Source organism: Paenibacillus sp. JNUCC-31 (assembly GCF_014844075.1).
Lineage (GTDB): Bacteria > Bacillota > Bacilli > Paenibacillales > Paenibacillaceae > Paenibacillus.
In genome coordinates, this window is sequence record NZ_CP062165.1 from 3,562,766 (window position 1) to 3,583,948 (window position 21,183).

Genomic DNA, 21,183 nt, shown 5'->3' on the forward strand with positions numbered 1-21,183 from the left:
GGTATTTGAGGCATCACAGGCACTAAAGGGGATAGGGAGGTTGTACGCATGAAAATTGTACCTGCACGGGAATTTGATCTGAAGCGGGAAGTCGAGTATGGTACGCCGGAGCAAAATGAAGCGGTACGGCGCATTGTCAGCGACATTCGTCGGGAAGGAGATGCAGCACTGCTGCGCTACACAGAGCAGCTCGACCGCACAAAGCTGACGGCCGCGGGGCTTCGCGTGCCGCAGGAAGAGCTTCAGGCGGCTTATGCAGCCGTGGAGCCTTCCTTCGTGACGGCGATTCGGCAAGCCGCCGCCAACATTCGTGCGTTTCATGAGAAGCAGAAACGCAACTCGTGGATGGATTGGCAGCCAGACGGCAGTCTGCTGGGCCAGGTGATAAGGCCGCTGAAGCGGGTCGGCGTCTATGTGCCTGGCGGCAAAGCAGCGTACCCTTCGTCGGTGCTGATGAATGTGATTCCGGCACAGGTGGCAGGGGTGCCGGAGATTGTTCTGGTGACGCCGCCATCGACTAATGGCGGCGAAGGCATTAACCCGTACATTCTCGTGGCTGCTGCGGAAGCGGGCGTGAGCGAGATGTACCGGGTTGGCGGCGCACAGGCAATCGCCGCCCTCGCTTACGGCACGGAGAGCATTGCCCCGGTCGACAAGATCTGTGGACCGGGCAATATATACGTGGCACTCGCGAAGCGCGAGGTGTACGGCGCGGTCGATATCGACAGTATCGCAGGGCCGAGTGAGATTGTGGTACTCGCCGATGATACGGCGAACCCGGTGTATGTCGCCGCCGACCTGCTGTCGCAGGCGGAGCATGACGAGATGGCGTCGGCCATTCTCGTCACGACTTCGGCCGTGCTGGCGGAAGCTGTGCAGGCCGAAGTGCAGCGCCAGCTTGAGGAGCTGCCGCGTCGTGATATCGCCGCTGCCTCGGTGGAGCAGCATGGCGCGATTATTGTGGTCGATTCCATCGATGAGGGAATCGATGTGGTGAACCGGCTCGCACCGGAGCATCTGGAGATCATGGTGCAGGAGCCCATGGCTCATGCTGGCCGGATTGAAAATGCCGGAGCGATCTTCCTTGGCCCGTATAGCTCGGAGCCGGTAGGGGATTATTTTGCCGGACCGAATCATATTATTCCGACCAATGGAACGGCCCGATTCAGTTCACCTGTGGACGTGGATGATTTTATCAAAAAATCGAGTTTGATTTATTACAGTAAGGAAGCGTTGCTCCAAAACGGAGCGGCAATTATAGAGCTGGCCCGGCATGAAGGGTTCGAAGGACACGCCCGTGCGATCGCTGTACGGCTAGAACAGGAAGGAAAGGCGGAAGCGGATAATGGATAAGCAGAATAATGGTTTGGACCTTCAGAATAAAGGTACTGTACGTCAAGCAGAGGTAGATCGTAAAACAAATGAAACGGATATTCAGCTTTCTTTTACCGTTGATGGAACCGGACAATCGGAGATTGAAACGGATGTACCTTTCCTGAATCATATGCTGGACCTGTTCACGAAGCATGGACAATTCGACCTGAACGTACAGGCGCGCGGTGATGTTGATATCGATGATCACCACACGGTAGAGGATATCGGGATCTGTCTGGGGCAGACTCTTCGTGAAGCATTGGGTGACAAGCGGGGCATCAAGCGTTATGCCAGTGTATTTGTGCCGATGGATGAGGCTCTCGCTCAGGTCGTCATTGATGTCAGTAACCGCCCTCACTTTGAGTACCGTGCACAATACCCGTCCCAGCAAGTAGGCAGCTTCTCAACCGAGCTGGTACATGAGTTCCTGTGGAAACTGGCGCTGGAAGCACGCATTACATTGCACGTTATTGTGCACTACGGACAAAATACGCATCACATGATCGAGGCGATATTCAAAGCATTGGGCCGCTCACTGGATGAAGCGACAACGATTGATCCACGTGTAACAGGTGTGCCTTCAACGAAGGGAGTGCTGTAGACGATGGCGATTGCAATTGTCGATTACGGTATGGGGAACCTGCACAGCGTCGGCAAAGCGGTCGAACGTCTTGGCTACGAAACGCTGGTTACAGGTGACCGGGATGCTATTCTTGGTGCAGATGGAGTGATTCTTCCAGGTGTGGGTGCATTTGGCGATGCCATGGTGCACTTGCGGGAGAGTGGATTGGACGCAGTAGTGAAGGAGGCGGCTGAGGGAACAAAACCGCTCCTCGGGATCTGTCTGGGCATGCAGTTGTTGTTTAGCTCAAGTGAGGAGCATGGCGAGCATGAAGGACTGAATATTATGCCGGGTAAAGTGGTGCGATTCGCACCTGGAGAATTAAAGGTTCCGCATATGGGTTGGAATCGATTGGAGTTCCTGCACCCGGAAAATCCGCTATTCGCGGGGCTGGAAGCAGGTCATGTCTATTTTGTCCATTCGTATCATGCTCGTACTCAAGTGGAAAGTGATCTATTGGCCGTGACGGATTACGGACACCCGGTTACGGCGATTGTCGGCAGAGGCTCGAACTTCGGCATGCAGTTCCACCCGGAAAAGAGCGGAGAACTGGGTATGAAGCTGCTTGGAAACTTTCTGGCATTGACTGGATCGAAGGCGAAATCATAATTCGGGTTATATGATTTTTCAAATAAAACCTTGTAAAGTAACTACGTAGCTAAACTTATATAGAGCACAAATATGAATATTTTCAGGAGGCCTTGTATGTCATCTTTTATCATATATCCGGCAATTGATATCCGGGACGGCAAATGTGTAAGACTGGTGCAGGGAGATTATAATCAGGAGACGGTATATAACGATGACCCGGTTCAAGTTGCCCTTTCCTGGGAAAAGCAAGGCGGTACATACGTTCATCTGGTGGATCTGGACGGTGCAAAAGCAGGACATCCCGTTAACGACGAGCTGATTGGTCGAATTGCTTCGGCCGTTAACGTGCCTGTTCAGGTTGGTGGAGGTCTTCGTACAGTAGCTGATGTGGAACGTTTGCTGGGTCTCGGTGTGAGTCGACTTATTATCGGGACAGCAGCTATTGAGGATCGTGCCTTCACGGAAGAAGTGCTGGGAAGGTATGGAGATAAAGTAGCTATTGGTATCGATGCGCGCAACGGATATGTAGCGACACGAGGCTGGCTGGAGACATCGGAGGTACAGGCTGAGGTACTGGCGAAAGAGCTGGCGGCATTCGGTGCGGAAACCTTCATTTTCACTGACATTTCCCGTGATGGCATGATGCAGGGTCCTAACGTCGAAGCGATCGTTTCTCTTGCGAAGGCGAGTGGTCGTACGGTGATTGCTTCCGGGGGAGTTAGTGTGATGGATGATCTGCTTCGTTTGAGCAAGCATGCGGGAGATGGTATCGGAGGAGCAATCGTGGGCAAAGCACTGTATACTGGCAGCATTGATCTGTCCGAAGCGGTTCGTGCTGTAAATAAATAATAGCAATACTATATAGGCTCAAATAAACATTTGCATGATAACGGAGAGGACAGAAATAACCTGAAGAAGTGAAACGTTCGCCTTTATCCCCGGATTTTCCCTTTAAAAGAGGATCAAAAAATCTGGGGATAACAGCGATCGTAAGGTTGTTCTGTCATCGGAGTGGCTAGTGTGAATATTCTAAGTTGAACTTATACAGGTATGCGAATTATCAGGAGAGAGGAAGAGGAGCATGCTGGCAAAAAGAATCATTCCTTGTCTGGACGTGAAGGACGGCCGGGTTGTCAAAGGCGTTAACTTCGTCAATCTCCGCGATGCGGGTGATCCGGTGGAGCTGGCGGCGCTGTATGACCGCGAGGGCGCGGACGAACTGGTATTTCTCGATATCTCCGCTTCGGTGGAAGGCCGCGAAACGATGGAAGAAGTGGTGCGGCAAACCGCAGGCGAGATCGCTATTCCTTTCACCGTGGGTGGAGGGATCTCCAAGGTGGAAGACATGAAGCGCATTCTGCGTGCAGGAGCAGACAAGATTGCGGTAAATACGGCGGCCGTGCTTAATCCTCAGCTGATTGCAGACGGGGCACGTCGCTTTGGCTCCCAGTGTATCGTGGTGGCAGTAGACGCGAAGTACAATGAGGCATGGGGTGAGTGGGAAGTTTATACGCATGGTGGGCGTAAACCTTCAGGGATCAAGGCACTGGAGTGGGTTAAACAGGCGGAGACATTAGGGGCTGGGGAAATTTTGCTGACTAGTATGGACGCGGACGGAACGAAGGATGGTTTTGATCTGAAGCTGACCGCAGCGGTATCCGAATCCGTACGCATTCCGGTCATCGCTTCGGGCGGTGCAGGTAAGGAATCCCATTTCTATGATGTGTTCACGACAGGCAAGGCAGATGCAGGTCTAGCAGCAACGATATTCCATTACAAAGAAATCGCCGTTCCGGCGTTAAAACAACATTTGAGAGAACAAGGGGTGGAGATCCGTGACTAACGTAAGTAATGAGATCAAGGAAAGGCTATCCTTGGAACAGGTTGTGGAGCACATTCGGTGGAGCGATGGGTTGGTACCTGCCATTGTTCAGGATGCAGAGACTCGTCAAGTGCTGATGATGGCTTATATGAATCGGGAATCCCTGAAATTGTCGCTCGAATCGGGTGAAACGTGGTTCTGGTCACGCTCGCGTCAAGAGCTTTGGCACAAGGGGGCAACTTCAGGCAACGTACAGACGATTATTTCATTGAAATACGATTGTGATGGTGACACCTTGCTGGTTGAAGTGAAGCCGAACGGACCTGCTTGTCATACAGGAGAAGTGACTTGTTTCCATAATGAGATCATAGGCTTGCCAGAGAATTCGGCAGACAGTGCTTCAGAAGGAACGAGTGCAGATACTACAGATGCTACTTCTGCAAGTTCCAGCTCGGAAAGTCGTTTTGAAGTACTGGCGGAACTGGAATCTGTGATTGCAGAGCGTGAACGCGAGCGGCCGGAAGGTGCATACACGACGTATTTGTTTGATAAGGGCGTTGATAAAATACTGAAAAAAATCGGTGAAGAAGCGTCCGAGACGATCATCGCCGCCAAAAATAAAGACAATGACGAGCTTCGTCTTGAGGTCAGTGACCTGATGTACCACTTGCTCGTTCTGCTGCAAGAGCGCAAACTGCCGCTGGATGACATCATGTCAGAGCTGAGCCGTCGCCACGAGCGGCCTCGCCGCGATTAGGAGGCGAGCCCTGTGCGCATAGACTATCATACACACCATGAGCGGTGTGGTCATGCCGTTGGCAAGTTGGAGGCGTATGTGCAGCGTGGGGTGGAAATTGGCCTGTCGCAGATTGGGCTGTCGGATCATATGCCTTTGCTGCATGTAGACCCCGCTCATTATTATCCTGAGATGGCAATGCCGATGGACGAGCTGCCACGTTATGTGGAAGAGTGTTTCTCTCTGAAGGAGCGGTACCGTGGTCAGATCGATGTACGTGTTGGTCTCGAAGGAGACTATATAGAAGGCTGGGAAACCGAAATTCGGGCCATTATTGAACGGTATCCATGGGACTATGTGATTGGATCCGTTCATTTTCTCGGAGAATGGGACATTACGGATTTTCGCCAGACCCATCATTGGGATGGTAAAGACGTACTGGAAGTCTATCGTCAGTACTATGATGCCGTGAGCAAAGCGGCATCTACAGGAATGTACGATATTATGGGCCATACGGATGTGATCAAACGCTTCGGCTTCACTCCGGCACCAGAGCAGACGGGAGAGCGTATAGCCCTGGAAAATGCAGCACTGCAAGCCATCGCAAAGAGTGGCTGTGCCATGGAACTCAATGCTTCAGGATTATCAAAGCCATGCGCAGAGATGTTCCCTGGCCGCCGGATGTTAACGGAGGCCATTCAGTTGGGGATTCCGCTGACACTTGGTTCCGATGCACACGATCCACTGAAACTGGGGGATTACCTGCCAGAAGCCGAGGCACTCCTGCGTGAACTGGGCTGTACGGAGGTCGCTGTTTTTGAAGGCCGCCAACGTTCGTTCCTTTCTTTAAATGTATAGATCAGTGGAGTATAATGAGGGTAGGAAATAACCTTGTAGATAAGGGATTATATAGGGACTTCAACCCTCGGGAGGGCATTATGCAGCATTCGTTACGTATTTTTTCCGGTTCATCGAACCCTAAGCTGGCAGAACAGGTATGCGACAAGCTGGGCGTACAACTAGGCAAGATCAAACTGTCCCGGTTCAAGAGCGGAGAAATATACGTTCACTACGAAGAGACGATCCGCAATTGTGATGTGTTTCTGATACAATCATTATCTCATCCGATCAATGAGTTGTTTGTTGAACTGCTCGTCATGATTGATGCAGCCAAAAGGGCTTCTGCCCGTACAGTAAACATTATTGTTCCCTACTACGGATATGCCCGTCAGGAACGTAAATCTGCCCCGCGCGAGCCTATTTCAGCCAAGATGGTTGCAGATGTGTTGACTACCGCCGGAGCGAATCGGGTAGTAACCATTGATCTGCACGCAGCAGCAATTCAGGGATTCTTCAATATTCCAGTGGATCATATGACATCATTGGATCTTATTAGTGACTATTTGCTGAGCAAGGGGATTGAAAATCCGGTGGTTGTCTCTCCTGATGCGGGGCGAGCATCGATGGCGGAGAAACTGGCGAATCGTCTGGACTCCCCATTTGCCATCATGATCAAGAAGCGGCCAAGCCACAACGAATCAATCATTACGCACGTCATTGGGGATGTGGAGGGTCGGACCCCGATTATTATTGAGGATCTGATTGATACCGGAACTACCATTCTCAATGTGGTTGAAGGATTGAAGGAGCGCGGCTCCAAAAATGTATACGTATGCGCAACACATGGGCTGTTCTCCGACGGAGCATTAGGCAAGCTGAATCATCCTTCCATCGCTGAAGTGGTGGTCACGGACTCGATAGCGCTGCCGGATGACCATCCCGAATGCTTCAAGGTGTTACCCGTGGCTCCGATGCTTGCCAGTGCTATTCGCATTATTGTGGATGGTGGCTCCATGGCGACACTGTTTAAAGATTCCGGCATTTAACCATGTACCACAGAATGTGTTAATCCAGATTTAATTTTCCGTGTTTGAGTAGTTTGCTGCTCAACACGGTTTTTTATATTGTATGTAGTATAGCGGGTAGATGAGTGAGAGGCAGGTAAACGATTCCATGCTTTGCTGGTCGGCAGCTTGTGCTATAATAACATCAAATTGTTTATGGCAATGTGTTATGTGGGTATTTCAATTTCAGAGATGTGACTGATGTAATGAACAGTAGAACCACGGCAGACATACAGTGGCGTCGTGGAGTGAGGAGTGGGGTCTATTGTCCCGTACTTGGTATTATCGGTTACTGTTTTCGTATTTTCCTATTTTCTTCCTTACCATGACCGTACTCATTTTTATCGCTTTTGTTTTCATTAATGACATCTCCAGGGAAGAAACAAGGAAAGCAGACCGCATCTCCTCCAGTTATCTCGTGGATAGTCTGGATCGTACGGTCAGGGGGATTGAGCTATCGGTATTGGAGGCGGTACAGAACGATCAGGCTTACAAGCTATATTTCAACAGCCAACATCAGACAGGTAAAGAGACGGTATACAGCATTGCACAGAGCTTGCGTGAGCTGACAAGTGCTAACTCTTGGATTCAGTCCATTTATTTATATGACAAGAAAAATGAAAGCGTTTTAACATTGAGCGGTTCCAAGGATATGGACAGCTTTTCAGACAAAGTGTGGATCGACCGGATTAATTCGGGCTCCCTTACTCCAGGCTGGCAGCCTGTCCGGGAATACGATGCAGGGGTTAATCAGCGTATGCCTATTCGGGTGTTGACGGTAAATAAGGATATGCCCTTGCCTTTTGGCTCGGACGGAGTACTTGTAATCAATATCAAGATGAGCAGTGTCGAGCAAAGTATTGATAGTATGGTCAATGGACAGCTTTCCTTCATGACGCTATATGATCAAGATGGTCAGGTTGTGTATAATGCGCATTCAGATCGTGAAGGTAGTGAAGATGGACAAGAGCTAAACAGACTCTCATTGGAACGATTGGGTTGGACGATCTCCAGTGGAATCAAGGAGGGCAACCTTTATGGCTGGGTCTCAGTGGTTTCCTATGTGTGGGTTGTCATTGCGATTGTGACAGTCATCTGCGCTGTTGTCTACATCATCTATATCACCCGTCGCAACTATAAACCTATTCAAATTATTATGAATCGAATAGAGGCACACCAGATTCGGGTGCTGGAACAGTCCGGCTCTCGAACCGATGAGATGAAATTGATTGATGGTGTGCTGGAGAATCTGATCAACCATATGATGGATTCGGATAAGAAGAGCAGAGAAAATGTACTGCTGCAACGCAGCAAACTGTTTAACGATCTGTTGAATGGGGAGAATCTGGATCATGCGGTAGAGCGACTAAAGGATCTATCACCGTTAACGGGAGTTGAAGCTTCATCATGCTTCGCCGTTGTGGTTGGTGAGATCAATCGATATGAGAAGGGATTCCAGGAACGGTTTACGAGAGGTGAGCAGAACACACTCAAATTTGCGCTAATGAACGTTCTGCAAGAGCTCTCACGCAATGCGGGTATGCAATGCTGGACAGAATGGATCAGCTCGGACCAGATTGCCATCCTTTTCCTATCCACAGACCATAACCCGGACATGACTGAGCAGATCCGCCTGGTTGCAGAGGAATGCCGGTCCTGGGTTGAGCAGAATCTGAGGATATCATTGAGTTTCGGTATCGGACCGATCGCAGAAGGGATCAAGGTCATTCGGGAATCATATGTCGCGGCTGAGACGGTCATGCACCGCAAATTGCTGAGGGATGGGGATGTGGCCGTGGCCGGGTATGGTGAAACCCAGCAGCAGCTGCTTGAAACGTATACGTATTTGCAGAGGATTGCGGATTTTGTCAAAAGGTTTCGGATGTCGAGCAGTCAATGGCGTGATCAACTGGAGGAGATCTTCACGTGTTTTGAACGTGATAAGCTGCCGGATGATGACATTCATTCCTTGGTTCGGGCGATGCTACAGATGCTTAGTCGGGAAGTGGCGGTCATGTCTGAAAAGCTGCAAGAGGATTTGTCAGAGGATAACATAAACAAGCAATTGATGCTGATGAAAGAGGCGGATACGCTTGAGGGTGTCAAAGATATTCTGTTTGATGGCCTAACGGATCTGTTCAGAACGTATGTATCGGCAACCGAGACCAAAAGCTATAAAGCGATGGTCAATGAAATGAAAAACTATATCGAAGAACAGTTTGCGAATCCCGACCTTTCCCTGAAGCATCTAAGTGATCGATTCCAGATTACCGGCAAACATGCAAGTTATTTGTTCAAGACAGAGTTCAATATGAAATTTGTAGACTTCCTTACAGATTTGCGGATGAAGGAAACAGAGCGTCTTTTGCGGAAAACGGATCTTTCGCTTCAGGACATTGCCTTGAAGGTGGGATATGCCAATGGAATTACCTTGGGGCGTGTATTCAAACGGGTTACGGGTATTACACCGGGAGACTATCGCCGTTTGAAACGTGAGCATCACGAAACCGAGTTATAATCATAGACTCTAGCTTCACATTACATTATGCCAAGCGATGGGGTGGAATTCATGCAGACTTCTCTCAGGAGAAGCCGTGCAGGAGTCCACCTTTTTGCTACGAGTGTAACCCGAAGCCAAATGGAAACTTGCCTCTATGCAAGAGACCCCTGATTTACACCTGTTTTTAGCCTCTTTACGAATATAGTCAGTGTCTGAAAATGGTTTATTGGCATAGGCCACGGTTGAACCTGGCAGGAGGATGCTTGAATGGCGAGGACTAAGGCTCTACGGGCCTTAACAGGGCTGTGCAGAAAATGGTCAGTATACGAAAAACGTCACTGGAGATAAACCATTATCCGTATGTAAGCGTTTACGAAACGAGTTTATTGCAAGAGTACGCAATGATGTGGAATACTCTGGGCAAGCTTTAAACATTCACGCATAGCCAAAGGGGATGACAAAATGACAAGAAAAGCAACTAAAGGGAGTCTCAAGAAATGGATGGGATTGGCGCTTACGATGGTAATGGGAGTGTCTTTGCTTGCGGGATGCTCGTCTGGATCGAATCAAGAATCATCAGAAGGCGGTGCATCAGGTAAGGGTGAGCGCGTTACCTTAAAGGTGGAGATTTTTGATCGTGGTAACAGCCCCTCGCCGTACACCATTACGAACAACTATCTATCTAAAATGATTCAGGAGAAGTTCGGCGATCCCAACAACATTGATGTACAGTTCGTACCCGTTCAGCGTTCTGAGGAAGTTACCAAGCTGAATGTCTTGATGGCTAGCAATACAGATGTCCCTGATATTGTCTTTGTTTATGACTCCAGCGTGTTTTATCGCTATGCCCAACAGGGCGGATTGACAGATGTCGGTGAACTGATCGATCAGTATGGACCGAATCTGAAGAAGTTCCTGGGTGAAGATACATTAAAGTTTGGGCAAGTGGAAGGGCAACAGTTCGCCGTTCCGGGTAAACGTGCCATTACAGGTCGATACAGCTCCTATATTCGTCAGGACTGGCTCGATAAACTGGGAATGCCCGTGCCGAAGACAACCGATGAATTGTATACAACGTTAAAAGCGTTTAAAGAGAAAGATCCTGGCCAGCTCGGCAGCAAGAACATCCCAATGGGCATGGCACTAGCTCCGGCTCAGTATGAAACACTGATATACTCATTCATCAAACCTGTCAGTGGAGATCTTACTTATGGTCAACGGTATGAATTGCCGCTTCATGAGGGATTCAAGGATTCAATGAAATTCCTGAACAAGCTCTACAATGAAGGACTGATCAGTAAAGACTTCAGCTTGGATGAGGATAAAACGCAGTTAGGCAAGGATATACAAAATGGCAATGTGGGTTACTGGTCTGAAGATGTCGATGCCATGTTCTATGGCGACGGAACAATGGATAATTTGCACAAAAATGTGAAAGACAGCAAAGTACAGCCGGTTGATGTGTACACTAATCCGAATGCGGACAACAAACACATCAAGTCCCGCTATGGAACAAACGGGATGTACATTATGATTCCGAAGAGCAGCAAACGTTCTGTAGAAGCGATTAAATATTTGGACTGGATGGCCTCTGACAATAATCTGATTGATATCTACAGTGGTGTGGAAGGCGAGAACTATGATCTGGTAGATGGTATTCCGGTCGTGAAGGAAGATGCATCCCAGGAAGCGAAGGATCGTCTGTTCAATGCAGGGGATACAGCTATTATCTCCAATGGTAAAAATATTGGTGATCAGGCAACGAACGAAAAAGCATGGATTCTGGGCTTCCCGCAGAATAATCAGGAGATGCTGAAACAGTCCATTGATATTGCCAACACCGACACGGTAGGACCAATTATTTTTGATAAACCGATTGGGGCGGAGATGAAATACAGCACTGCACTCAAAGACAAGCTGGATGTCATCATAGTAAAAACAGCAATGGCAAAGCCTGAAGAATTCGATGCAGTATATGAACGTGAGATGAGTGATTTCATGTCGCTGGGCGGCGCAGAGCTGAAGAAAGAACTTGAAGAAGCTGTTAAATAGCTCACTTAAACCTAACCATCTTATCCTGCTTGTTTCGAGACAGATACCCATACGACTGCTTAACTTTGAAAGGAACGTGTGCCGCCTGCTTGGCGGCATAGCCGTTTCTTTGTTGATAGGAGGAAACCGACTTGACCATCACATACTTGAAAAGGTATTGGCAGTTGTACGCGCTGATTTCCCTGCCCCTTATCTACTTTTTGATCTTTCGCTACGGCCCGATGTATGGTGTGCAGATCGCTTTTAAAGACTTTAACCTGTTTCAGGGCATCAGCGGTAGTGAGTGGATCGGCTTCGATGCCTTTCGCGAGGTATTTGGGATGCGGGACTTCTACACCACATTACGCAATACCTTTATGCTGAATTTTCTTGATCTGATCGTTTCGTTCCCTGCTCCAATCATATTGGCCATTATGCTCTATGAAGTTCGATTTAAATGGTTTAAAAAAATATCGCAGACGATTCTGTACATTCCTCACTTTATCTCCTGGGTTATTATCGGAGGCATTGTATACCAATTGTTCGGCAATCAATCCGGTATGGTTAATGGCGTACTGGAGAGCATGGGCTTAAATTCGATACCATTTTTGACAGAGAAGAATCCTTGGCTTGTGACGTATCTGTTCACAGGTGTCTGGCAGAGTGCAGGATGGGGAACCATTTTATATCTGGCCGCATTAACCGGCGTGAACAAGGAATTGTTTGAAGCGGCCGAGATTGATGGAGCAACGCGGCTGAAGAGAATCTGGCATATTACGCTGCCAAGTATCAAACCAACCATTGTAACCCTGCTTATTCTTAATCTCGGACATATGGTCAGCATTGGTTTTGATCGTCCTTATATTATCGGTAACACGGCCGTTCGTGAATATTCGGATGTACTTAGTACCTTTGTATACAGAGTCGGTCTGGAATCGGGACAGTACACGCTCGCAACGGTAGTCGGATTGTTCCAGGCAGTTGTGGGACTGATCTTCGTCCTTGGCTCCAACTATATTTCGAAAAAGGCAACCGGGGAAGGCATTTTGTAGATCATCAAAGAATGAAAGATACGCCAATCGGCTTGTTTGTATAGACCATCAGTAAAGGAGCTGTGCGCATATGAGTGAACGCACCTCAAACCGGATTTTTGATATCGTTAATATCTCCTTTATTACCTTGTTTGTTATATTCTGTTTGGCTCCGTTTCTGCACACGATTGCAATATCGTTCAGTTCTAACCGGGCAATTACGTCAGGTGAAGTGACCATTTTCCCCAAAGAATTCAATTGGAATGCCTATACTCAGGTATTTTCTGATCAGTCAATGATCTATTCATTGGGTTATACGACGATTCTTACGGTTGCCACTACAGTGCTATGCATGCTGTTCACACTCGCTGCTGCTTATCCGTTAACCAAGAAAAAATTAAAAGGGCGCAAGCTCTTCATGTATGTGATCATCATTACGATGTTTTTCAGTGGCGGGATTATTCCGGAGTACTTGCTCATCCGTGACCTGAATTTGCTTAATTCAGTTTGGGCGTTGATTTTGCCGGGGCTGGTCAGTCCGTTTAACCTGATTATCCTGATTTCCTTTTTCAGAGGCATTCCGGAAAGCCTGGAGGAGTCTGCAGAGATTGATGGCAGCTCGCATGTACACACTCTCTTTAAAATCATCCTGCCATTATCCATGCCGGTGCTGGCTACCTTGGCCCTTTTCTATGCGGTTGGACGCTGGAATGGATTCCAGGATTCCCTGATGTACATTAATGATCCGAAGCTGTATCCGCTTCAGCTGAAGCTCTTCCAAATGGTACAAAACAACATGGTCAGCGAGCTTACGCAGATGGAGGGCGCCAACCGCACAGCTTTGACTCCGGAAAGTCTCAAGGCAGCCACGGTTATCTTCGCTACTGTACCCATTTTGCTTGTCTATCCGTGGCTGCAAAAGTATTTTGTTAGCGGTGCCATGCTTGGTGCAGTCAAGGGTTAAGGCAGGAGGTAAACAATACTGCATGTGATTTATGATGGGAGGAGGACCAACCATGTAATGGGGACTTCCCTGAAACCTGTTATTACTGTTGGAAAGAAGAACTCCAATGTACGGCGGTATCTGCTCGCATTCGACCGTTATTGGTTCGATTTCACCAGATATTCCGACATCGGCAAATGCATTCGTTTGGAGGGGACTATATATGTACAGGCAACTGGTGGACAGCAATGACAAAGCAGTGCAAAGGGGGATATCCCGACAGGAACTTGACCCGGAAAGCCGTTATTATGGAGGAACGATTGATCCTTCCACTGGCATTGCCTGGGTCAACCACACGACTGGAACACCTACGGATATGTGTTATTGGGGAGCGGCACTTGCCAATCCCGATTCCATCTATTACCGGGATGAGGAACTGCTAAATCGCCTGCTGCTGGCTTCGGAGTATGTGCTTCGCAATCAGCATACAGACGGCTCCATCTCTCCCGGCTGGACCAATTATCATTCTCCGCCGGACACCGCATTTGTCGTCGTGGGATATGCCCAGCTGTACCAGCTGCTACAGCAGCAGGATTGGGAGCCGATGCAACCTGTGCTGAACAACATTCGCCTGTTTCTGGAGCGAACGATCCCAGTCATGTTGACCGGGGGTTGTCATACGCCGAATCATCGGTGGGTACTATGCGCGGCGCTCGGTTTCCTGCATCAGTTGTTTGACTTGGAGGAAGCCGTGCAGCGTGCAGAGCAATGGCTGGCCGAAGGCATGGATATTACACCGGACGGGGAATGGACTGAACGGAGCAACGGAATTTACAGCGCGGTTAGCGATATCATGTTGATCCATGCGGCCCGCTTGCTGAATCGTCCAGAGTTGTTGGAGCCGGTGAGACTTAACCTTCGCATGATGGTGTATCTGGTACATCCGACTGGCGAGATCGTCACGGATTATTCGGGTCGGCAGGATCTGGGGAGTGTTCATGATCTGTCACCGTACTATCTGCCGTATGCCATTCTGGCCAGACTGGATGGAGATTCGGTCTTTGCTGGTATGGCCGATTGGGCCGGAGAATCGTTAAAAGATCCCGGTGTATGCTCCGTCAATGCGCTCGTCCGGCTTCTGCTGGAGCCTGAGCTTCAGCAGGCACGCAAGGTTCGTAATGAGCTGCCTGACCATTATGAGATTATACTGAATGGGCAATTTATGCGAGAGGGCTATTTAGAGCAGATGGAGTCTGCAGGACATCATGGGCAGATCTCACATAGCCGTATGCATACGGATTTTGGTGCACCTGTTGCGCGAATACGATCTGGCCTTACGAGTGTAACCGTAATGACGGAAGTCCCTTCGTTCTTTGCCCTGCGACATGGTGACGTGCGTCTGCTTGCTGTGCAGCTCGCCTCCTATTTTAATCCGGGTTATGTGCCGATGCAGCAGATGACTCGATTATCTTCCGGATACCTCCTAACAGGTGAACAAAAGAAGGGTTATTATAGTCCGATCCCTGCGGATCAATTGCCAGATACGGCGAAAACAGCTACCAGTCCCTGGTATCTGTTGCCCCACCAAAGCCGGACGGTCACGCATGAGCAGACGTTCCGCGTACAGACTGAAGTATTGCAATCGGAGAGTGGATGGACGCTGGATCTATCGGGAGCTGAACCGGAGCAGATCATGATGCAGTTGTCCTTTGTGTTTGGTGCCGAGGGCGAATTATCCCATGGGGATTTGCTAGAGACGGATGAAGGTCATTATCTCTGGAAGGGCGGAGCATTGCGTTATACCTGTGGAGAAGACTGGATTGAACTGACCGGTGGCGAGCTGGGGCATTTGGCGGTAACCGTACGTGAGGCGAAGCTGCCGGACAACTGTAAGGTCGTGCTGGTCAACTTTTTGACCCCGTTTCACAAGACGATTCATATCGCACTTTCGCCATCCCTGACGTTGAAACGCTGATTTCAATATTTCTTTAGAAGAAAGAGCTGGTGAAGCAGCAAGATGACATTTCATTCGAAGTGAATGATGGAATGTCATCTTTTTTGCGCATTTTTGGCATAAACGACATGAAACTACATATTGAGAAGTGGGCCTTAAGATGTGGTATACTGGAGAGTATGAATGAATTCAAAGAGGAGGTGCCTTGGAAGATGAAGGGCAAGCTAGTGCGGGCTGAGGGACACCTTGCCAACGTAATACCGATTCACTTGGATGCTTCTTTCTTTTTTGAGAGAGCTGTCCGCTCGCTGGACCGTAATCACGTCGACAAGGCATTAAAATATTTTCGTAAAGCTGTTGAATATGAACCGGAAAATCCGGTGAATCATTGTAATATGGCGGGTATATTATCAGAGAAGGGGGATTACGAAGCTTCAAATGCCGTTCTTGCACATGTGCTGGATGAGGTAGATCCGTCCATGACGGAATGTTATTTCTACATGGCAAACAATTATGCCAATATGGATCGGTTCGAGGAAGCTGAGCAAGCGCTCGTTACGTATTTGGAGGAGGATACCCAGGGTCAGTTCATGACGGAAGCCGAAGAGATGATGGAGCTCTTGTATTACGAGCTGGATCGGCCAGCTAAGCTGAACCGGATCAAATCACGTAAAGGTGTAGTAGAGCACGATCAGGCGCGGGAATTGCTGGAACAAGGAAAGTTTGCACAGGCTGCTGAGTTGTTGGAAGACATGTCGCTGGATTATCCCGATTATTTGGCTGCTCGCAACAATCTGGCGCTTGCCTACTATTATATGGGTCTGTTTTCCAAAGCAAAAGAGACTATTGCGGAAGTGCTTGAACAGGAACCAGGTAATCTGCATGCACTGTGTAATCTGGCGATCTTTCACCAGAACGAGAATCGGGCTGATCAAGTGCTGCTTCTGATCAAAAAATTGCGTGTCATCGTACCTTTCCAGCACGAACAGGTCTACAAACTGGCTACGACGATGGGTATCCTGGGTCAACATGATACGGCTTATATACATTTTCGGCGCTTATTGAAAGAGGAAGAAACCGCTGCGGATCCGGCGCTCGCGCATTATGCAGCAGTGGCCGCTTATAATACGGAACGTTACGATGCTGCTGAACGTCTGTGGCGTCATGTGGGCAAGCTGGACCCAGGCTCCGAGGTTTCCCGGTACTATCTATCGGGACTTGAGGCTGTACGACAGGGAGAGAAAGATCCCGAGAAGCTAAGTTACCACTATCATCTGCCATTTGACGAGCAATTCAGACAGTGGGAGAACTATGGTAACGGCATACCTGAAGAGATGAAAAACGATCCTCTGATCCGTTCTTCCTTCTTCTGGGCGCTTCGACATGGTGATCGGGCGACTAAACTTCAGGTCATTCAAGCTCTTGGCATGATTGGGGATTATGAGGTGCAGCAGGCGCTGCAATCCTTTATCCAGGAGCCCGGTGAAGATGAAGAACTGGTGAATGTCGCGCGTGCTGTATTAAACGATCTGCATTCAGAAGGTTCTACACAGGATGACTCTCCTGCTCTTCAGCCCCTGACTACTCTGAGCAAACGATCCATTCAGAAGAGCGCGTCATCGGCGGAGCGTACGGAGATGAAAACTTCTACGCATTGGCAGGCGGTGGTGGACCGGGCGTTACAGATGTCTGAAGCCAAGGCCGAATTGCAGCAGGAGATGGAGCGCCTGTGGACGGACTATGTATCTCGTGTACATCCTGAAGTGCCAGGCACCAAACAAATTGAGGGATTGGCAGCAGGTTTGGAGTATTTGGCTGCCAAAATCCAAAGTCGTCCGGTCACCTATCAAAGTATAGCCGACAGGTACGGCATATCCGCTGCAACGGTCAGCAAATATGCTCGTCTGATCAACCGAGTATGCAACAGCACTCCACCAATCCAGTAGACTGTACATGCTCTGGCTCTCTTCTGAATGGACTTCATTGCATGAAGGATACATTGGCCAGGAAAACGGGTAAACTTAACGGATAGGTCTCGACAAACCTGTAGGGTAACATCATAGTAGCAAGTTAAAGTTAATCGCCATTCAACACACTCTCAACCTTATCAAGGAGGCTGTATCTATATGTCTAAATACAGAACGATTGTGATCGGAACAGGACCTGCGGGTCTGACAGCAGCGATATATCTGGCTCGTGCTAATCTAAACCCACTGGTTATCGAAGGTCTTCAGCCGGGTGGTCAATTGACGACGACAACGGAAGTTGAGAATTTCCCTGGTTTTCCACAGGGCATTATGGGTCCGGAACTGATGGACAATATGCGTAAGCAAGCGGAGCGGTTTGGAGCTGAATTCAAGAATGGTTGGGTGGAAGAAGTGGATTTCAGCAAACCGCCATTCAAGATTAAGGTCGGCGGAATCGGTGAGCTGGAAGCTGAATCGATTATCATCTCGACTGGGGCTTCTGCGCGTTATCTCGGGATTCCGGGAGAACAGGAGAACGTGGGTCGTGGCGTAAGCACATGTGCTACATGTGACGGATTCTTTTTCCGTGGTAAAAAGATCGTCGTGGTCGGCGGTGGAGACTCTGCGATGGAGGAAGCCAGCTTCCTGACCCGTTTTGCAACAGATGTTACTCTGGTTCACCGCCGGGAGGAATTGCGTGCATCGAAAATCATGCAGGATCGGGCTCGCAGCAATGAGAAGGTGAAGTGGGCGTTGAACCGCACACCGCTTGAGGTTGTGCCTGAAGCGCTGGGAGTCAAGGGACTGAAGGTACGAAACAATGAGACCGGACAGGAAGAACTGTTTGAAGCAGATGGCGTATTCGTAGCGATTGGGCATACACCGAACACGGGATTCCTGGGCAATCATATTGCTCTGGATGAACACGGCTATGTTGTCGTCAAACCAGGCACTACCGAGACCAACATTCCGGGTGTATTCGCCTGCGGGGATGTACAGGATACAAAGTACCGTCAGGCCATTACAGCGGCAGGTTCAGGGTGTATGGCAGCAATGGACTGCGAGAAATTCCTTGAGGGCAGTATTGTTCATGACTGGAGCGAAACACTGGATCAGTAAGCATGAAGAGAGTATGATTTGACATAGGTTTAGGTAGAAGAGACAACGGGAAGTCTCATCATGTGAGAAGCCGGAAGGCTTCTCTTTTTTTGAAACCAAAATGGGCATGAGATCGTATACATATTGGGCATATTAGCTGTGAGGTGAAGACTTTGGGGGAAATGATAAAAGATTGGTTACAGAATGCAACAGTGCGACGATTTTTGATTCTGCTGTTGTTTTGTTTGGTGCTTTTCAGCATGGGGAGTATGCTGCACATGATTTTGCTGTTATTCCTGGTGACGTATGTCATGAACAGGTTACAGCATTTTATCACGGAGAAGTTGAATCGGTTATTTCCGGTTAACTATAAAGTCGTCGTCATATTGCTATATCTTATCGTTATTGCAGCCATTGTACTGGGGATCTCCAGGTATTCACCACGGATTGTAGATCAGGTCGTTCAGTTGACCAATGAAATAATGAAGTTTCTGGATACTGCAGATGGTGATAACTTTGCCTCCAAAATTGCGGGATATCTTCAATCGTTTGATATTAAAAACTATACCAATGACGCATTGAAATATATTTTTGCGTTAAGTAAATGGCTTGAGTTTATTCTGCTGGTCATTATCCTTAGTCTGTTCTTCTTGTTGCAGAAGAAAGAGATCTCCAAGTTTACATCCAAGTTCAAAACAAGCAAGATCGGCTGGTTCTATAATGAAGTGGCATACCTTGGGGATAAATTTGTATCTTCTTTTGGTAAAGTCATCGAGGCGCAATTGTTGATTGCGGTGTTTAATACAGCTTTGACGATTCTGGGACTATGGATACTCGGATTCCCGTATCTGTTCGCTCTGACCATTCTGGTATTCATGTTGAGTCTGGTACCCGTTGCGGGGGTGATTATCTCACTGATTCCGCTGTGTCTGATCGGCTACCAACTGGGTGGATTGCAGCTCAGTGTGATCGTGGTCATCATGATCATTATCATTCATGCGCTGGAGACGTATTTCCTGAATCCAAAACTGATGGCACACAAAACCAAATTGCCGATGTTCTACACGTTTATCGTACTGATTCTGTCTCAACATTTCCTGGGGATCTGGGGGCTCATCATCGGTATCCCGATCTTTGTTTTCCTGCTGGATATTCTGGACGTCAACAAGATGGAAAAAACGGAGGAACCCGTACGCGTGGAAACGAAACTGTGACCTGTAGCTGAATGGTTGCTGAATGATCGATTCAAGGATTGGTCCAAAAAAGTGTAAAACGCCTCCCGTTGGCGGGAAGGCGTTTTTCTGCGCCGTCTTAGCGAACTGCTGAGACGCGACTGGTAAGTGTTGTCATCAAATTCAGATGACAACTGTCATCTTTTACGCATGGAACGAGTGGATATGCAATATCATGAGTTGAGGCTTCCTCCTCTATGGAGGAAGGAATGAAGCCTGCGTTTTTAATAGAGACAAATGAGGTTGTATCCGTATTCAAAAATAGCCTGTGATGTTGTTCACAATAGCGGGGAAGCTAATCACAGCAAAGGTCTTATCGTCTTGACCCAGGCGTATCCTTCAATTATAGTTGGTACGTAGGATTAAACTATTTTAGATAGATAAAGGTGGCTTGTAGCATGTCTGAGAAAATCTACGTTGGGGTCGATCTCGGCGGAACAGCAATCAAGGTCGGTATATGTGATGAACACGGTCAGCTTATGCATACGTATGAAGGACCGACAGAAGTGGATAAGGGCGTTGACACGGTCATTGCCAACATCGAGAAGTATGTCCGTCATATCGTTGCCGAATCGCCTTACAGCTGGGAGCAGCTTGAAGGTGTGGGCGCGGGCGTGGCTGGGTTCACCAATGTACGCGAGGGAATTATCGTTCTTGCCCCTAACATCGGATTTCGGAATGTAGCCATTCGTTCGATTTTGGAAGAACGTCTGGGCAAGCCGGTCAAAATAGATAACGATGCCAACGTGGCTGCGCTCGGTGAAGCCTGGGCAGGTGCCGGCAAGGGCGTGGACAATTGTGTATGCTATACGCTTGGTACAGGCGTTGGTGGTGGATTAATCTTGAACGGCAAGATCTATCAGGGTTATTCCGGGATGGCTGGTGAGCTTGGCCATGTCAGTGTTGTTCCTGATCTTGAAGCGATTCAGTGCGGATGCGGTAAAATGGGATGCGTGGAAACCGTATCTTCGGCAACCGGAATTATTCGTATGGCCAAAGACGCTGTAGAGCGTGGGGACCATACATCGTTGGCGCTCGTCGACAAGATTGCAGCCAAGGAAGTGTTTGATGCAGCCAAGGCAGGCGATGAAGTTGCGTTGCGTATTGTAAACCGTGCCGCATTCTATCTGGGCAAATCGATGGCGGCTGTAGCGGCTGTGATTAACCCGGAGATGTTCATTATTGGCGGTGGGGTATCCAAAGCGGGTAATATTTTGTTTGATGAAGTACGAACTGTTTTTGCAGCACTGACACCAGAGCCATTGCAACAAGGGGTTCAGATTCTTGAGGCAACACTTGGCAACAATGCAGGTATTGTTGGCGCAGCCGGTCTTCTCTTGCGTTCCTAGTAACCTCGTAGCAGTATAAATCCGACAGC

18 protein-coding genes are annotated in these 21,183 nt (G+C 48.6%); all 18 read left to right on the top strand.

Going from position 1 to position 21,183, the window contains the following annotated elements:
* Window positions 1-48: 48 nt before the first annotated feature.
* The 18 genes from hisD to JNUCC31_RS15500 all read left to right on the top strand — a co-directional run bounded on the left by hisD (window position 49) and on the right by JNUCC31_RS15500 (window position 21,154).
* Window positions 49-1,353: a histidinol dehydrogenase gene (gene hisD, locus JNUCC31_RS15415; RefSeq protein ID WP_192272363.1), complete on the top strand. Its 1,305-nt coding sequence runs from the start codon at window positions 49-51 to the stop codon at window positions 1,351-1,353.
* Entirely contained in the window at window positions 1,346-1,975 is a 630-nt protein-coding gene (gene hisB / locus JNUCC31_RS15420; protein WP_228469669.1) for an imidazoleglycerol-phosphate dehydratase HisB, read from the top strand. Before hisD ends, hisB begins: the two co-directional genes overlap by 8 nt.
* Before the next feature lie 3 nt (window positions 1,976-1,978).
* Complete coding sequence (hisH, locus tag JNUCC31_RS15425; RefSeq protein WP_192272365.1) at window positions 1,979-2,605, top strand: imidazole glycerol phosphate synthase subunit HisH; 627 nt, start codon at window positions 1,979-1,981, stop codon at window positions 2,603-2,605.
* Between the two features lie 96 nt (window positions 2,606-2,701).
* Window positions 2,702-3,436 (top strand): 1-(5-phosphoribosyl)-5-[(5-phosphoribosylamino)methylideneamino]imidazole-4-carboxamide isomerase, encoded by a 735-nt coding sequence (gene hisA / locus JNUCC31_RS15430; protein WP_192272367.1) that lies wholly within the window; start codon window positions 2,702-2,704, stop codon window positions 3,434-3,436.
* Between the two features lie 232 nt (window positions 3,437-3,668).
* Window positions 3,669-4,430, top strand: a complete 762-nt coding sequence (gene hisF / locus JNUCC31_RS15435; RefSeq protein ID WP_062326693.1) for an imidazole glycerol phosphate synthase subunit HisF — start codon at window positions 3,669-3,671, stop codon at window positions 4,428-4,430.
* The gene (hisIE, locus tag JNUCC31_RS15440; protein WP_192272369.1) at window positions 4,423-5,166 is read left to right on the top strand and encodes a bifunctional phosphoribosyl-AMP cyclohydrolase/phosphoribosyl-ATP diphosphatase HisIE; all 744 of its coding nucleotides are present in this window, start codon (window positions 4,423-4,425) and stop codon (window positions 5,164-5,166) included. The genes hisF and hisIE overlap by 8 nt, the downstream gene beginning before the upstream one ends.
* 12 nt (window positions 5,167-5,178) lie before the next feature.
* Window positions 5,179-6,003, top strand: a complete 825-nt coding sequence (gene hisJ, locus JNUCC31_RS15445; RefSeq protein ID WP_192272371.1) for a histidinol-phosphatase HisJ — start codon at window positions 5,179-5,181, stop codon at window positions 6,001-6,003.
* 80 nt (window positions 6,004-6,083) lie between these two features.
* On the top strand, window positions 6,084-7,031 hold the full coding sequence (locus JNUCC31_RS15450) for a ribose-phosphate diphosphokinase (RefSeq protein ID WP_192272373.1): 948 nt from the start codon (window positions 6,084-6,086) through the stop codon (window positions 7,029-7,031).
* A gap of 283 nt (window positions 7,032-7,314) precedes the next feature.
* Window positions 7,315-9,567: a helix-turn-helix domain-containing protein gene (locus JNUCC31_RS15455; protein ID WP_192272375.1), complete on the top strand. Its 2,253-nt coding sequence runs from the start codon at window positions 7,315-7,317 to the stop codon at window positions 9,565-9,567.
* A 444-nt stretch (window positions 9,568-10,011) separates the two neighbouring features.
* A complete protein-coding gene (locus JNUCC31_RS15460; protein WP_192272377.1) occupies window positions 10,012-11,601 on the top strand; it encodes an extracellular solute-binding protein in 1,590 nt (529 codons plus the stop codon).
* A 131-nt stretch (window positions 11,602-11,732) separates the two neighbouring features.
* A complete protein-coding gene (locus JNUCC31_RS15465; RefSeq protein ID WP_062326681.1) occupies window positions 11,733-12,632 on the top strand; it encodes an ABC transporter permease in 900 nt (299 codons plus the stop codon).
* A gap of 70 nt (window positions 12,633-12,702) precedes the next feature.
* Window positions 12,703-13,575, top strand: coding sequence for a carbohydrate ABC transporter permease (locus JNUCC31_RS15470; protein ID WP_192272379.1), 873 nt, complete (start codon window positions 12,703-12,705; stop codon window positions 13,573-13,575).
* Between the two features lie 57 nt (window positions 13,576-13,632).
* Window positions 13,633-13,806 carry a hypothetical protein gene (locus JNUCC31_RS15475; RefSeq protein ID WP_192272381.1) on the top strand — a complete coding sequence of 58 codons (174 nt, stop codon included), beginning with the start codon at window positions 13,633-13,635 and terminating at the stop codon, window positions 13,804-13,806.
* On the top strand, window positions 13,778-15,529 hold the full coding sequence (locus tag JNUCC31_RS15480; RefSeq protein WP_192272383.1) for a hypothetical protein: 1,752 nt from the start codon (window positions 13,778-13,780) through the stop codon (window positions 15,527-15,529). The genes JNUCC31_RS15475 and JNUCC31_RS15480 overlap by 29 nt, the downstream gene beginning before the upstream one ends.
* Window positions 15,530-15,720: 191 nt before the next feature.
* The gene (locus tag JNUCC31_RS15485; RefSeq protein ID WP_192272385.1) at window positions 15,721-17,454 is read left to right on the top strand and encodes a tetratricopeptide repeat protein; all 1,734 of its coding nucleotides are present in this window, start codon (window positions 15,721-15,723) and stop codon (window positions 17,452-17,454) included.
* Window positions 17,455-17,634: 180 nt separating this feature from the next.
* Complete coding sequence (gene trxB / locus JNUCC31_RS15490) at window positions 17,635-18,594, top strand: thioredoxin-disulfide reductase (RefSeq protein ID WP_192272387.1); 960 nt, start codon at window positions 17,635-17,637, stop codon at window positions 18,592-18,594.
* Window positions 18,595-18,755: 161 nt separating this feature from the next.
* Window positions 18,756-19,787 carry an AI-2E family transporter gene (locus JNUCC31_RS15495; RefSeq protein WP_192272389.1) on the top strand — a complete coding sequence of 344 codons (1,032 nt, stop codon included), beginning with the start codon at window positions 18,756-18,758 and terminating at the stop codon, window positions 19,785-19,787.
* A gap of 416 nt (window positions 19,788-20,203) precedes the next feature.
* Window positions 20,204-21,154 (top strand): ROK family glucokinase, encoded by a 951-nt coding sequence (locus tag JNUCC31_RS15500; RefSeq protein WP_192272391.1) that lies wholly within the window; start codon window positions 20,204-20,206, stop codon window positions 21,152-21,154.
* Window positions 21,155-21,183 lie beyond the last annotated feature (29 nt).

Bases quoted from the DNA above. Each gene is read 5' to 3' on its own strand.
- hisD (WP_192272363.1), top strand. From the start codon at position 49: ATGAAAATTGTACCTGCACGGGAATTTGATCTGAAGCGGGAAGTCGAG.
- hisB (WP_228469669.1), top strand. From the start codon at position 1,346: ATGGATAAGCAGAATAATGGTTTGGACCTTCAGAATAAAGGTACTGTA.
- hisH (WP_192272365.1), top strand. From the start codon at position 1,979: ATGGCGATTGCAATTGTCGATTACGGTATGGGGAACCTGCACAGCGTC.
- hisA (WP_192272367.1), top strand. From the start codon at position 2,702: ATGTCATCTTTTATCATATATCCGGCAATTGATATCCGGGACGGCAAA.
- hisF (WP_062326693.1), top strand. From the start codon at position 3,669: ATGCTGGCAAAAAGAATCATTCCTTGTCTGGACGTGAAGGACGGCCGG.
- JNUCC31_RS15450 (WP_192272373.1), top strand. From the start codon at position 6,084: ATGCAGCATTCGTTACGTATTTTTTCCGGTTCATCGAACCCTAAGCTG.
- JNUCC31_RS15460 (WP_192272377.1), top strand. From the start codon at position 10,012: ATGACAAGAAAAGCAACTAAAGGGAGTCTCAAGAAATGGATGGGATTG.
- JNUCC31_RS15470 (WP_192272379.1), top strand. From the start codon at position 12,703: ATGAGTGAACGCACCTCAAACCGGATTTTTGATATCGTTAATATCTCC.
- JNUCC31_RS15475 (WP_192272381.1), top strand. From the start codon at position 13,633: ATGGGGACTTCCCTGAAACCTGTTATTACTGTTGGAAAGAAGAACTCC.
- JNUCC31_RS15480 (WP_192272383.1), top strand. From the start codon at position 13,778: ATGTACAGGCAACTGGTGGACAGCAATGACAAAGCAGTGCAAAGGGGG.
- JNUCC31_RS15485 (WP_192272385.1), top strand. From the start codon at position 15,721: ATGAAGGGCAAGCTAGTGCGGGCTGAGGGACACCTTGCCAACGTAATA.
- trxB (WP_192272387.1), top strand. From the start codon at position 17,635: ATGTCTAAATACAGAACGATTGTGATCGGAACAGGACCTGCGGGTCTG.
- JNUCC31_RS15495 (WP_192272389.1), top strand. From the start codon at position 18,756: ATGATAAAAGATTGGTTACAGAATGCAACAGTGCGACGATTTTTGATT.
- JNUCC31_RS15500 (WP_192272391.1), top strand. From the start codon at position 20,204: ATGTCTGAGAAAATCTACGTTGGGGTCGATCTCGGCGGAACAGCAATC.